The sequence below is a fragment of the Moritella sp. PE36 genome (assembly GCF_000170855.1).
In the GTDB taxonomy this organism is placed as follows: domain Bacteria; phylum Pseudomonadota; class Gammaproteobacteria; order Enterobacterales; family Moritellaceae; genus Moritella.
The window spans coordinates 1-13854 of sequence record NZ_ABCQ01000053.1 but is presented as its reverse complement, the minus strand read 5'-3'; the positions used below and the strand labels follow the sequence as shown (position 1 = coordinate 13854).

The 13854-nt window shown below is 40.9% G+C and carries 11 protein-coding genes; 8 read left to right on the top strand and 3 right to left on the bottom strand.

The features are described from left to right. The first annotated feature begins 88 nt into the window (after positions 1 to 88). Positions 89 to 583, top strand: a complete 495-nt coding sequence (locus tag PE36_RS19680) for a hypothetical protein (RefSeq protein ID WP_006033838.1) — start codon at positions 89 to 91, stop codon at positions 581 to 583. Between the two features lie 12 nt (positions 584 to 595). Beyond that, the gene (locus PE36_RS19675; protein WP_006033837.1) at positions 596 to 2224 is read left to right on the top strand and encodes an ABC transporter ATP-binding protein; all 1629 of its coding nucleotides are present in this window, start codon (positions 596 to 598) and stop codon (positions 2222 to 2224) included. 105 nt (positions 2225 to 2329) lie between these two features. Here the strand turns inward: PE36_RS19675 and PE36_RS19670 are convergent, their stop codons facing one another. Further along, complete coding sequence (locus tag PE36_RS19670) at positions 2330 to 3499, bottom strand: alkane 1-monooxygenase (protein WP_006033836.1); 1170 nt, start codon at positions 3497 to 3499, stop codon at positions 2330 to 2332. Positions 3500 to 3700: 201 nt separating this feature from the next. Between PE36_RS19670 and PE36_RS19665 the strand changes: the two genes are divergently transcribed. Further along, entirely contained in the window at positions 3701 to 4591 is an 891-nt protein-coding gene (locus tag PE36_RS19665; protein ID WP_006033835.1) for an alpha/beta fold hydrolase, read from the top strand. 38 nt (positions 4592 to 4629) lie between these two features. Beyond that, complete coding sequence (locus PE36_RS19660; protein ID WP_006033834.1) at positions 4630 to 5502, top strand: DMT family transporter; 873 nt, start codon at positions 4630 to 4632, stop codon at positions 5500 to 5502. Positions 5503 to 5588: 86 nt separating this feature from the next. Here PE36_RS19660 and PE36_RS19655 read toward each other — a convergent pair whose 3' ends face one another. After that, positions 5589 to 6170 (bottom strand): TetR/AcrR family transcriptional regulator, encoded by a 582-nt coding sequence (locus PE36_RS19655; protein ID WP_006033833.1) that lies wholly within the window; start codon positions 6168 to 6170, stop codon positions 5589 to 5591. A gap of 182 nt (positions 6171 to 6352) precedes the next feature. Here PE36_RS19655 and PE36_RS19650 point away from each other — a divergent pair, with 182 nt between their 5' ends. From PE36_RS19650 to PE36_RS19640, 3 genes are all read left to right on the top strand, one after another. After that, a complete protein-coding gene (locus tag PE36_RS19650; RefSeq protein WP_006033832.1) occupies positions 6353 to 7405 on the top strand; it encodes an alkene reductase in 1053 nt (350 codons plus the stop codon). A 221-nt stretch (positions 7406 to 7626) separates the two neighbouring features. After that, positions 7627 to 9693: an alpha-amylase gene (locus PE36_RS19645; protein ID WP_006033831.1), complete on the top strand. Its 2067-nt coding sequence runs from the start codon at positions 7627 to 7629 to the stop codon at positions 9691 to 9693. 251 nt (positions 9694 to 9944) lie between these two features. Continuing rightward, positions 9945 to 11624 carry a methyl-accepting chemotaxis protein gene (locus tag PE36_RS19640; RefSeq protein ID WP_006033830.1) on the top strand — a complete coding sequence of 560 codons (1680 nt, stop codon included), beginning with the start codon at positions 9945 to 9947 and terminating at the stop codon, positions 11622 to 11624. A gap of 191 nt (positions 11625 to 11815) precedes the next feature. Here PE36_RS19640 and folE2 read toward each other — a convergent pair whose 3' ends face one another. Then, complete coding sequence (gene folE2, locus PE36_RS19635; RefSeq protein WP_043994884.1) at positions 11816 to 12727, bottom strand: GTP cyclohydrolase FolE2; 912 nt, start codon at positions 12725 to 12727, stop codon at positions 11816 to 11818. An 811-nt stretch (positions 12728 to 13538) separates the two neighbouring features. On the opposite strand from folE2, the gene PE36_RS19630 reads away from it, so the two are divergent. Then, positions 13539 to 13854: NAD(P)H-dependent oxidoreductase (locus tag PE36_RS19630; protein WP_006033827.1), on the top strand; the 316-nt coding region annotated here is incomplete at its 3' end.

Below are 13854 nucleotides of genomic sequence, written 5' to 3'. Positions count from 1 at the left end.
TGATACATCTCACTGTGATAATGATTTTTATTTGCAATTGATAATAAATCTCATTAACATCAGTCATCTTATAAATTTGAGGTGGATTATGGAATTGGAGCAATGCTGGATGCGTTACCTGAAGGCAGAAAATTTAATGGAACATGGTTATTGGCCTGAAGCTCACCAGCTATATGGGGAGGTATTAGACAATCTTCCAAACCATATTCATCAGGCATTAGAAAATGAGAATATTAAACCGTGCCAGTTTTCATGCTTGTTATCAGGGTTAAGAGACGCCACTGTCGCACAGTCTGAGATTCTCAATCAAATGGGGCAACAACAACGCGCATTTGCAACGTTGAACCAGTCTTATGCGCTATTGCAGTTTATTTCTCTTGAAACAAGTGATCTTGTTCAACGAACGATGACGCTTATCGATAATAAAAGTGAAGATATTCTCCGTCATATGGGCGCTTTTTGTCACGCTCAACGCGATGCTCAGTGGATGCTTAAATATGAACATATCCAGAAAGCGCATCATCACTTTGCTAAGCTAAGAGTGACGGCAGACCCACACCATGCAACGCATCTGTTAAATTGATAAGGACGTATCATGTTAAACCAAACCATTCTTCGAGTTCGTAACCTATCCGTCAGTTTTACTACGAATGACGGAATAGTTGATGCGGTGAAAAATGTTAATTTTGAGTTGAAATCCGGTGAAACACTGGCTATTGTCGGTGAATCGGGATCGGGTAAATCTGTATCCTCTAATGCGCTGATGTGCCTATTACCAGCCAATGCTATCGTATCTTCACAGTCGAACATTGTATTTGAAGGTGAATCGATCTTAGACAAAACTGAACGTCAAATGCAGTCAATCCGGGGTGATCGTATTGGCATGGTCTTCCAAGAACCAATGACGTCTCTAAACCCCTATTTACGGGTGGGCATTCAGGTTGCCGAAGCCATGATGTGCCATCGTAAAGTGTCAAAAACACAGGCGAAAATACGTGTTTTAGAACTCTTTACTCTCGTTCATTTACCAAATCCAGAACAAGCTTACAGCAAGTATCCACATGAATTTTCAGGCGGTCAGCTGCAACGTATTATGATTGCAATGGCGCTTATCAATGAACCTGACATTCTAATAGCCGATGAACCGACTACGGCGTTAGATGTTACGGTGCAGGCCGAAGTACTGGATTTAATTAAAGAATTCCAGAGAAAAATGGGTATGGCTATTTTGTTTATTACGCACGATCTCGGCGTTGTTAAACACCTTGCTGACAGAGTACTGGTCATGTGCAAAGGTGAAGTAGTGGAAGAAGGGGAGACGGGACTACTTTTCCGGGAACCACAACACGAATATACAAAAATGCTGATTAACTCGACCCCGAAAGGTCAAAAACAGCCAATCAAAGCAACTGCTCCAGAGTTGCTTTGTGCCGAAAACATTAAGGTTAAGTTCCTGATTAAATCTCACTTCATTCCCAGTAAATCCGAATATTTTGAAGCGGTTAAGGGCATTTCACTCACACTGAAACAAGGTGAAACGTTGGGTATTGTCGGTGAATCTGGCTCTGGTAAATCGACGCTAGGCCGGGCTATCATTGGCTTGCTGCCCTTTACCGGTAATCTATCCTATAAAGGTCAAGATCTCAGTTTACTCAGTGATAAGGAAAAATTTGCACTGAAAAAAGACGTGCAGATGGTTTTCCAGGACCCGTACGGATCGTTGTCACCGCGTATGACGGTTGGCGAAATCATTACTGAAGGTTTAAGGGTGCACAAACCTAAGATGTCCAAACAGGAACGCTTACAAAAAGCGTGTCTCGCGCTCGAAGAAGTGCGTTTAGAACCGAACTCAATCAATCGTTATCCGCACGAATTTTCTGGTGGTCAGCGTCAACGTATTGCAATCGCGAGAGCACTGATCTTGAAGCCGTCGTTTATTTTATTGGATGAACCTACTTCTGCACTCGACCGCTCTGTTCAGCTCACCGTTATTGAGTTGCTTAAAGAGATCCAGGTAAAAAACAACATTGGTTTCATCTTCATCAGCCATGATCTTGCAGTCGTCAAAGCCCTATCTGACCGGGTATTAGTGATGCAAAAAGGGAGAGTGATGGAGCAGGGAACTGCTGAGGACATATTTCATAACCCTCAGCACGATTACACTAAAAAACTGATCAATGCTTCGTTTGACTTGGATGAAGTGGCAATCGAGGGCGTAGCTTAGTTTTTATTAATGAGAAATGAAATGCCGCAATACGCGGCATTTTTTATGCTTACGTTATATTGAACTCTCCCTACCACTGCGGGAAATAAAGAGTAATATTTTGCTTTATGTTAGCTTGTACTTTGCAATCAATTGTTCTCTTTTTGTCTGTAACATATTGATTTTTGAAATATCACCGTCTGTAATATGGACTATTCGTTTATCCATTACTTTAAACCATAACCAAGGGATATACGCGATAGGATACATACCAAAATAACCGTTTGGCAGTGTCGGCAATCCGTTGAAGTGGCGCAGAGATTGATAACTACGGGTCGAATTTGCATGATGATCAGAGTGACGTTGTAAGTGGAATAAAGCCCAGTTGGAAAACACGTGGTTACTGTTCCAGCTATGATGCGGCTGAGGTCGTTCGTATTTGCCATTAGGGAGTTTCTTTCTTAACAGACCGTAGTGTTCGATATAGTTTGCTGAAGTGAGTTGCCACATTGACCAGAATGCGGAGATGAACAAATAAGGGATGACACCCGAACCTAACCAAACGGCTAAACTCGCATAGATAGTAAAGCTCAATAAAGTGGATTGCAAAAATTCATTTTCGAAACAGTACGTTGATTTACCTAACTTGTTTAAGCGTCGCTTTTCCAACTGGTAAGCTCTAAAAATCGCACCAGGTAATTCTCTTATTGCAAAGTGATAGATGCTTTCGCCCATTTTTGCAGATGCAGGATCCTCTGGTGTCGCAACGTGTTTATGGTGACCGCGGTTATGCTCTATGAAAAAATGACCGTAAGCGGCCACTGCTAGAATTAGTTTAGCTAATTTACGGTCAAACTTATTCTTCTTGTGACCTAATTCGTGTCCTATATTTAAGCCATGCCCACCGACATTACCAGCCAAAAGCGCCGTCGCTAAATAACCACTCCAACTCAGTTCATAACTGCCAACAAACCAGCCGCAGAATATAAATATAGCGATAACAACCGGTACGTGCAGGATAGTGATGCGACGATAAAAGGGGTCAGCTTCAAGCTGCGGAATGATAACTTCAGGGGGATTACTGGTATCTTCACCCATGACATGATCCATGATGGGGAAGAAAACATAACCAAAAAGGAAAAAGAACCAAAGTATAATTTCATGGTTAAAGGCCATAAATAAAAGTGGACCAGCAGCAGAAATACTTGGTAATAAGAGAGATAATAACCAAAAGTACCTCTTTTTATCGGTATAGGTAGTGCCATCATGCGCTGTAAAAGTCCGTAAAGATTTCATACTTTGCTCTCTATGAGAATAATTGCGATTGTGCATTTCGATTATTTATACTTGTTTATAATAGTCTGAGTTAGGACAAGCGCTAGGTTTGATTTTATAGGCATCGAGCAAGCAAGTTTGATGGCTTCAAATAATATGTTGAAACTGGTATGACCTCGCGTACAATGTTGTAAATATGTTAAATAGATAAATGAGCTTAAAATGGATAATTTTTTCACAGATGAAGTAGATGTTTATTGCCAAGATGGTTACAAACTTTCGGCAACGCTTTTCAAACCCACAACTGCAGTAAAAGCAGCAATATTACTTGCACCAGCGACAGGGATAACACAACAGTTTTACAAAGGTTTCGCCTGTTTTTTAGTTGAGCATGGCTATGCAGTGATCACGTTTGATAACCGAGGTATTGGAAAGTCATTATCAGGTAAAGTTAGTGCTAGTACCGCATCGTTACAGTGTTGGGGAGAGCAAGATATGCCGGCAGTCCTTGAGTTTCTCAAAACAACCTATCCAGATAACTCTTATCACCTGATTGGCCACAGCGCCGGAGGGCAATTAGTCGGCTTAATGCATAATGCGAAAGACCTCAGCTCCATTTTCACTTTTGCCAGTTCTTCTGGGCGATTAAAAAACATGAAAATGCCTTATGCTTTTAAAGCACATTTCTTTATGAATTTTTTCATACCAATGAGTAACCTGCTTTTTGGTCATACTAAGTCCCAGTTACTTGGCATGGGAGAACCCTTGCCTAAAGGCGTTGCTCAACAATGGCGTCAATGGTGTAATGGACAGGGTTATGTGAAGACAGCCTTTGGTAAATCGATACATAAACACCTGTACGATACACTCTCTATGCCGTCGCTATGGGTTAATGCCAGCGATGATGACATCGCTATTGATGTCAATGTGACTGATATGTTGACCGTGTTTAAAAATATGAACGCTGAAACAATGACCTTATCGCCTGAAGCATGTAATTTAAGTGAAATCGGCCACATGAAGTTTTTTAGTCGCAAGGCAAAACATTTATGGGAATATCCTTTGACCTGGTTAGAAAACAATGTCCCCCCCGCAGTAAACTCACGCAGGTAACAAAAGCGTTATGTTCGTAGGGTTCGTAGGAGAGTGGATTGTTTAAAATATTAGATAATAGAATTAAAACTATTGGTTATACCATTACTGCTTTAATTGCGTTTGCTGCTAACTCGGTACTCTGCCGAATGGCTTTAAAAGATAATGCTATCGATGCGTCATCTTTCACGGCAATTCGTCTTTTATCTGGGGTTGTTATGTTTTTAATTTTACTCAGTTTTAATTCTCCTTTGTCTAACGGATCTAATGGTCACCAAAGAAAAACGTGGATATCAGCACTTTTACTTTTCGTCTATGCAGTCGCATTATCATTTGCTTATATCTCATTAGAAACAGGTACTGGTGCGCTTGTACTGTTTGGGACTGTTCAGATTACAATGATCACGATGAGTGTTATTTCGGGTCACCGATTACGCTTATTTGAATTACTTGGTATGACCGTTTCCTTTGGGGGCTTGGCTTATCTTGTGTATCCAACAATGACAACGCCAAGCTTCTCGGGTTTTATGCTCATGGTTGTCTCAGGCGCAGCGTGGGGGATGTATACCGTCATTGGTAGAGGTTCAAAAAATCCATTACAAGATAATGCCTTAAACTTCAAATATACAATGCCGCTGGTATTAGTGTTGGTTATAGCTACGTTTCCAATGTTGAGTATATCACTCGAGGGGGTTGTTTATGCTGTTCTATCTGGTGCTTTTGCTTCAGCCCTTGGCTACACAGTTTGGTATATCGCATTAAGAGGTTTATCTGCAACTGAAGCCGCAGTAGTACAGTTATCTGTTCCTGTTATTGCATCAATCGGAGGTATTCTATTTGTATCTGAGCCTATTAGCACAAGACTTGTGATCGCATGTACCTTAGTGTTAGGTGGCATTTTAATTGTAGTGTTAAGTAACAAGAGTCGGTAATAGACTGTTAAATAGATCCACGCACTTCAAGAATAGTAAAAGTGCTCACGAGGCTGAGCATTTAAGATTAAACTATTGGCTTTAAACTATCGACACACATCCTGATATAGTTGATCAGCGAGATGCTTAATGGTATTACCTTCTGGGTGAGTATGGGCGAAGGTTCTTAATCCATATATACCCATCATCAGATAGTGAGCGCGTAGATCCGCATTACGGTCGCTGGTAATTTCCTTTTGATCAATAGCCTGTTGCAATACTTGGGTAATCGCCACCTGCCAGTTAGCGAGATGTAGCGTAATAATGTCATGGACTTCTGCATCTTGCTCAGCGACTTCATTCAGCGCCTTAGTCAGTAAACAAGCCCGAGAGGCATCGCAGCTCTGGCATTCTAAAACAATATGATCCAGATAGGCTTTAAGCTCAGTAAGAACAGGGCGTTGTCCGGTGAAAATCCCCGCGAACTCCGCATTTCTATCTAGACGGTATTGCTCTAATGCAGCTAACAGAAGACCTCGCTTATTCTCGAACGCACAATAGATAGAACCTGGGTGCAAACCTGTGGCCTTTTTCAGATCTTGCATACTCGTCTTACCGTAACCTTTATCCATGAAGGAGGTCATCGCAGATCTCAGTACTTTCTCTCTGTCAAATTCTGCAATTCGCATGGCTGTTCGTCACTCTTTTTAGGACTCTTTATATCAGAGTCATATTATGCAATGAATCCATTATAATCAATTTTGAACGCTTATTCAAAAATAGTTGTTGAATGATCATTCAAAAAAGAATATCTTGAACGTATATTCAAGAAACAATCATCGATTAATTATAAAAAATATACAGAGGCGCTATGACTGCTAACTTATTTCAAACTTATGTACTCAATAAAACGTTATCTTTAAAAAATCGCATTCTTATGGCGCCGCTGACTCGTTGTATGGCCGATGATAACCTTGTTCCGACTCAAGACATGGCGGATTACTATGGTCGTCGAGGCGAGGCCGGTTTAATCATTTCAGAAGCGGTGATCATTCGTCCTGACGGTCAAGGTTATCCAAATACCCCTGGCATCTTTACGCCAGCACAAATCGCTGGTTGGAAAACGGTAACTGATGCAGTTCACCATAATGGCGGTAAAATATTTGCGCAATTATGGCATACAGGTCGTGTCGCACATCCACACTTTTATCAAGCAACAGGTAGCCAAGATGTAATGGCACCTTCTGCAGTCGGTGTTGAAGGTACTGTACCTAGAATGCGCGAGCTTACTTATCAAATACCAAAGGCGGTAACAGTTGATGAGATTACTCAGTTAGTCAGTGATTATGCTCAAGCTGCGGCGAATGCTATCGATGCTGGTTTTGATGGTGTTGAAATACACGGTGCTAATGGCTATTTAATTGACCAGTTCTTACACCATGAGAGTAACCGTCGTAGTGATGAGTATGGCGAGACACCAGAGAACATGTCACGTTTCGCTCTTGAAGTAGTGGATGCAATTGTTACTCGTATCGGAAATGACAGAACGGCACTACGTGTATCACCGGGTGCATACCATAATATCTCGGGTGACAGTCGTGACCGTGCTGTATTCGATTATCTTGTACCGGAACTAGAAAAACGTGATTTAGCCTTTTTACATATTGGTGTTTTCGATGATGCGATGGAATTTGACTATTTAGGTGGTCGAGCGTCAAGTTATGTTCGCAGCATTTATAACAAGACATTAGTTGGAGTCGGTAGCTTTACTGCTGAAGCCGGTAGCCAAGCTATTGCGGATGATAAGTTTGACCTGCTTGCTATTGGTCGACCATTTATTGCTAATCCTGATTATGTCGAGCGTGTTCGAGAAGGTAAGGAATTAGTTGAATATTCAGGTGAGATGTTGACGAGTCTGGTATAAGACTGACAGTTAGCTTGTTGTTGATACTAATATAGAAAAATAGGGTTAGCATTGTGCTAGCCCTTTTCGCCTTCTTCTTAGTTTATATCGTTATCTTCCCTACACCCTGTGGCACTAAAAGTTTGATCTGGTTAACTATTTAGGGCGTAGTTTGTTAGGATGATGTCCGAACAATGATTCCGTTTTATTATATAAATTAATGGAATCACTCAGGTCGGAAGATGAAATTCAATAAAATTAGCCTTATACTCTTGCTTGCCAGCCCAAGCTTGTTTGCTTCACCCAATCTAACTATCTCAACGAGTACGAATAGTCGAGATTTCCCTCTTACTAGTGAACCGCTGCTGGTGGTACCACTGACCAAAGCAAGCTATACCTTAAAAGTGACTGGTATTGAAGGACGCTGCATTACGATAAAAGAGCAAAAAGTAAGGTTTAACCAACCTTTGGCTTTGAATTGTAGCTCTCCGACTGAACTGGCTATTAAAATTAGATTTAATGGCGATTATGCATTTATATTTGATGCAGACCAGAAAACACTGTTAATAAAACGTCAGCCCAAAAAATCCACTAACAAAGCATTCAAACGACCTCTGCCGCAAATTCAGTGTGACACCTATGCTGGTGGAGAGGTGACTGTTAATCTTGCCGATACCTATAAAGACGGCACACAATTAAAAGACAAATTAAGCGGACAAGTTGTCACTGTTATTCAACAACAAGTAACCCTAACGCCAGCAGTAAATAGTGGTGGACTGATATTGCTGGAACCACTAAGTAACCCAATCAAAGAGATTCAATTCAACTGGCGCAACGCAAATATCTATTTTGTCATGATTGACCGGTTTAATAATGCTGATACAACCAATGATAATAGTTATGGTCGTCATAAAGACGGTAAAGATGAGGTTGGCACCTTTCATGGTGGCGATTTAAAAGGGGTTATTGAGAAACTCGATTATATTAAAAGTCTCGGAACCAATGCGATTTGGCTTTCACCTATTGTAGAACAGGTACATGGGTTTGTAGGTGGTGGTAGCGCGGGTTCGTTTCCATTTTATAGTTATCACGGCTATTGGGCGCGTGATTTCACTAAAATAGATGAGAATTTTGGCAATGAAGATGATCTCAAACGTCTGGTTGAAGAAGCCCATAAACGGGGCATTAAAGTGTTACTCGATGTCGTCATCAACCACTCTGGATATGCAACCTTAGCCGACCTACAGTTTGATCAAATTCCTGTCGTCAATCCATCCCAAAACTGGCCAGCACAATGGGGGGATTGGCAACCTAGCACGGGTCAAAACTGGCATAGTTTCAATGACAGTATCGATTATAGCAATGTTGCATGGAGTCGGTGGTGGGGGGGGGATTGGGTCCGCACTGGCTTACCAAATTATCCAAAACCTGGCACCAACGACCGCACCCTGTCTCTGGCTGGCTTGCCCGATTTTATCACTGAATCGACAACACCTGTAACACCGCCTGATTGGCTATTAAACAATCCCGGAACGCGAGTCATTAGTCGTGACAATTATACCGTCGCTGATTATCTCATTAAATGGCAAACAGACTGGGTAAGACGATTCGGCATTGATGGTTACCGTATTGATACAGTAAAACATGTGTCTGGCGATGTGTGGATGCGTTTAAAACAAGCTGCGACAAAAAGCTTAGATGACTGGCGTGAAGAGAATGATAAAACCGGTCAACCATTTTGGATGATGGGTGAAGTTTGGGGACATAGCGCTTACCGTAGCCCTTATTATGATGAAGGTTTTGATGCCCTAATCAATTTTGATATGCAGAAAAAGATGGATCACGGGGCTAGCTGTTTTAGTCAGATGGCCGATACATACCAAAATTACGCTGATACGCTCCAAGAAGAACCTGATTTTAATCCGGTAAGTTATATGTCATCGCATGATACAGAACTTTTCTTTGGCCGATTTAAATCATTTGAAATGCAACGTAATGCAGCCAATGCACTATTGCTGAGTCCGGGAGCTATACAAGTTTACTATGGTGATGAAGTCGCCAGAAAAATTGGGCCCTATGCCGATGATTTCCATCAGGGTACGCGTTCTGATATGAATTGGTCGTTGGATGCTAATCGACAGGAATTGCTCAAACACTGGCAAACGCTTGGCCAATTTAGACAGGATCATCCAGCGATTGGCGCAGGGCACCATAAGGAAATTAAGCAACAAAATGGTTATGCGTTTTCCCGTACTTTGGGAGCTGATACCATCGTCGTGGCATTTGCAGGCAAACCGAAATCGCTATAGTTTATATGATCAAGTTCAATATTTTAATTCAGTGCAACATGTTGTTAACATGATGGGTAATGGTAAAACTGTATGTAAATATGAGTATATCAAGGGATAAATCCTATTCTACAAATCATTTCTTAGTGAAACAGCTTTTATTCTGAGTAAACGTGATGTAGGGTTACGAAAGTGTTAACAATTTGAGAGCTTGTTAACACTTACTCTAACTATCGCTTTTTAGACAGAATTTATTAAAGCAGGGATTCAGCTTGAATATACTCAAAAACTTAACGCTATCATTTAAAATATCAGGTCTTGTCATCGTTTTACTGTGTTCATTGCTGTTTATTTCTGTAAATCTAATCGTCAATAGTCGAGCAGTTGTCGAAAACATTGAGTTAGATTCTGAAATTAGGCAATTTTACTCAAACATCAATAATAAGTGGAAAGATATTCTCAAAGCCTATGAGTTATCAGAAGATGTAGGCATGAAGTTTTCGGCAAGAGCGGTGGAACAAGCAGAACTAGAAGAAGCCACTGGTCATGTTCAAACGCTGATTAACGATTACGTAGCCAGTTTAATGACTGCGAGCAATACGCTTGAAAGTGAATGGAACTCGGTACTAGAACTCAGCCAAGATGAAGGCATATTTTATGCTCGTGACCAACTTGTAGAACGATCAAAACATCTTAACTCATCACTATCAACATTAACCAATGTTTGGCTAACCAAAGCAACGTTTGTCGTTCGAAAAAAAGCAGAGAAGGCTGCTCACCGTGCTTTCCCACCGGTTGTTGATACGATCGAAGCCATCAATAAAATGCATGACGAATTGGCCAGCATACGATCAGAACAAATCATAGCCGCTCAAAATCAGATTGTTATTCAATCTATGATGCTAGCTGCCAGCATATTTTTTATCGTCATTATTATGTCTATATTAATGCTTCGCAGACTAAAGAAAGATTTACAGTCTATTGTTTCTGTCACGCATTCCCTAGCCAAAGGTGATCTGAGTCGAACGATTGAAGTTGGCGAAGATATGGACGAGATTAGCGAAATCAAAAGATCAGTGTTCAGTATGACTGACAACTTGAATAATATTTTTAAATCCGTCACTTCACTGGCAAATAATTTAAACGAGTCAACAGACGGATTACTTAGTGACAACAAGCAAAGAATTGATGACGCAGAATTTCAGCACTCACAAATGACCAAACTTTCTGGTTCTGTCGAAGCGCTTTATTCGGTGTCAACGCAAGTGTCTGAACATGCAGACGGCGCACTGACTAAATCAGATGATGCGATTCAATCGGCCATAAAAGGCAAGATCATTGTTAATGAGACAATTGCGTCTATTGAAAGTCTCGCTGTAGAAATTGAAAACTCAGTATCCGCCATCCAACAACTGGATATTGAAGCTGACAACATCACGAGTATTCTCGAGGTTATCAAAAGCATTGCTGAGCAAACCAATCTTCTGGCGTTAAATGCGGCGATTGAGGCGGCACGTGCAGGTGAACAGGGGCGGGGGTTTGCAGTCGTTGCTGATGAAGTCAGAAATTTAGCGAAACGGACGCAAGACTCCACTGCAGAAATTCAGTTAACACTTGAAACACTGAAGAAGAGTACGCTGGTGGCTGTCTCTACCATCAATAACAGTCATTCCAAATCACTGGAAAGTGTTAAGCATGTATCGAATGCGGGAAATGTGATAGATGAAATTAATTTATCCGTTAATCAAATTAAAGAGATTGCCAAAGATACATCAGCAGCGTCATTCCAGCAGACAAATACACTTGATGAGATCCAAACGAATGTTAACGATGTGAATCAAGTAACCGAGGAGAATACGACTCGCGCGCAAGTATCAATGGCTTCAGCGTCTTCACTATCAGATCTTAGTAAAGAATTACTCAGTTCGATCAGTTACTTTAAATTGAAGTAACTGATTTATTCCATTGACCCTAAGATCTAATCCATGGTTTAGGGTCAATGGTGCGGTGACTGACTCTAAAGAGTCATCACTGTCGGTATTTCGGCGTTAATCGACTTTATCCTGCTCTAGGGTACCCCTTTGAAACGTCTTCAGCGGTAATACACGTTATCCAAGCCTGTAATAGAGCAAGAACGGGATCACTACATCCTTTGTTTTTGATCGATCACAACCGCATTGTGTGCATGTAGACTTTCTTGATGTTCAACCTTGAACCAATAGTCAGTGACAAATTTCATGCGCTCTAGCTCCCCTTTAATCCGTCGTGCAGCATCTTCACAAAACATTAGATTTTCAGCGTTTAATCGAGCAAATTCCTGTTCATCTTCGCGTTTTACTGCTGTTTGGACTGGTGTTGCAATCAATTTTTCAAACTTGAATATCAAAGATTGAATGTCAAGAAGATATTGGTTATCGAGAATCAGTTTGAGATAAGCATATGAACGCTGACTATGCGGTGTCGCGACAGATCCGGCTTTAGATTCAACCCACTGCAATAAATCTTGTTTGTCGATAGTAGCAGCGGAAAAATGCTCGTTGATAGCCGCACCATATAACTGCTGAGACAATGATGCTGAGCAAGGGCAAGTGCTAGAGTAAGGTATAGATAGTTCTAAAACGTAACTAACCTCGTTATGTATCCGTTGAGCACTTAAGGTTACTGGGTATGATTGATAGCCCATTTCATTACTTAATAAAGCACTTTTCTCCAAAATAACATCAAATTTTAGTTTAATTTTGGCATTTTTACTTATACCTTTCTGGGAACTAACCATGAGTTCGAGTAAATGAGACAAGCAAGTTTTATCCAGTTTTTTATTCGCAAGTTGCTCGTTGAGGTGTAAGTACAGCCGAGACATATGGATCCCTTTTGCATCAGGCTGGTCAAGGCTTACCAACAAGTCTGCTTTGCCCGCAACTGGCAGCAGTTTCCCGTCCGATAGGGCGATTGAGAATGGCACAGCAATGTCTTCCATCCCGACCCACTGTAGCGCTAGTGGTTCATTTACACTGTGGTAAGAGGTAATATCTGGTAGTAATTCAGGATTAAACATAAGTTTCCAAGTGAAGTCTAATAATTGAAGCAGAGTCATGATGTTGCAGTGCTTAGCATAACTTATTGGTAAATGCGTTTGAGTTACCACGATAACGAATTGCATCACGACTGATTTAATTGTTATGTTATAACATAACAATTAAAGGTGGGGAAGCAGAACTATGCTGTTGAATCGGTAGGCTGTCCATATACTTGTGAGCAGACAATTTGGTTATTCCGTCATAAGCAGATCCATCAACACTGGATGCGTGCGTTTGAGTAAAACTCTTTGTCTATCGATGGACGCCAGTTCTTAGGTCAGCAAAGCTTAAGTTACTCTATGTTTTTTGGCGATCGACTGGACAGTGATTCCATGTGGTTAGCGATCACTTTACGGGGAAATAGCTGAATAAACTCCAATATTTCACTGGTTGGCATTAACAGAGGCTGACCAACGTCCATTTGCGCTAGTCCTGTTGCAACGACTGTAATATCAGGTTTTAACTCAGAAAGTGTTTATCGTAATAATTTTAAAATAGCCTTTGATATTTCCCCATCACAGTGGCGCACAAACTTCAGCGGTTGATAATGAACGCCCTTCAAATACTCCCTGTATACTCATAGCAACCAGACAATAAAAAATACTCAATTAAAAATAACTATCTTAAGTGTCTGTTTTAAAATGTTAATTATAAAAATTCGCACTTTCGAAATCTAGGTTACTAAAAGTATACTGATTGTAATAAATCTCCAGGTTACTATTATATACCAATCGATAAGGGCATGGATTTGATGTCCGGTATAATCTTAATTGAAAGTAGGATCAAGCTATGAACAACGTACTTATTATAAACGCACACGAGCCATCACCATTCTCTGAAGGCAAGCTTAACGCTTCACTTGTTGATAAAGCGCAATCTCAATTAGAAGCTAAAGGTCATAACGTGCGTGTTGTTACTATGCAAGACGAAATCGTTGTTGATGAACAACTGGCAAACTTGGAGTGGGCAGATCGCGTTATTCTTCAATCACCAATTAACTGGATGACAATTCCTTGGTCATTCAAAAAATACATGGATGAGGTGTTCACTGCGGGCATGGGCGGAGCACTATGTGCTTTTGATGGACGAACACCTGAAGAGCCAA

Coding starts and splice junctions, on each gene's coding strand:
- PE36_RS19665 (WP_006033835.1), top strand. CDS start 3,701: ATGGATAATTTTTTCACAGATGAAGTAGATGTTTATTGCCAAGATGGT.
- folE2 (WP_043994884.1), bottom strand. CDS start 12,727: ATGTTTAATCCTGAATTACTACCAGATATTACCTCTTACCACAGTGTA.
- PE36_RS19655 (WP_006033833.1), bottom strand. CDS start 6,170: ATGCGAATTGCAGAATTTGACAGAGAGAAAGTACTGAGATCTGCGATG.
- PE36_RS19645 (WP_006033831.1), top strand. CDS start 7,627: ATGAAATTCAATAAAATTAGCCTTATACTCTTGCTTGCCAGCCCAAGC.
- PE36_RS19650 (WP_006033832.1), top strand. CDS start 6,353: ATGACTGCTAACTTATTTCAAACTTATGTACTCAATAAAACGTTATCT.
- PE36_RS19680 (WP_006033838.1), top strand. CDS start 89: ATGGAATTGGAGCAATGCTGGATGCGTTACCTGAAGGCAGAAAATTTA.
- PE36_RS19675 (WP_006033837.1), top strand. CDS start 596: ATGTTAAACCAAACCATTCTTCGAGTTCGTAACCTATCCGTCAGTTTT.
- PE36_RS19670 (WP_006033836.1), bottom strand. CDS start 3,499: ATGAAATCTTTACGGACTTTTACAGCGCATGATGGCACTACCTATACC.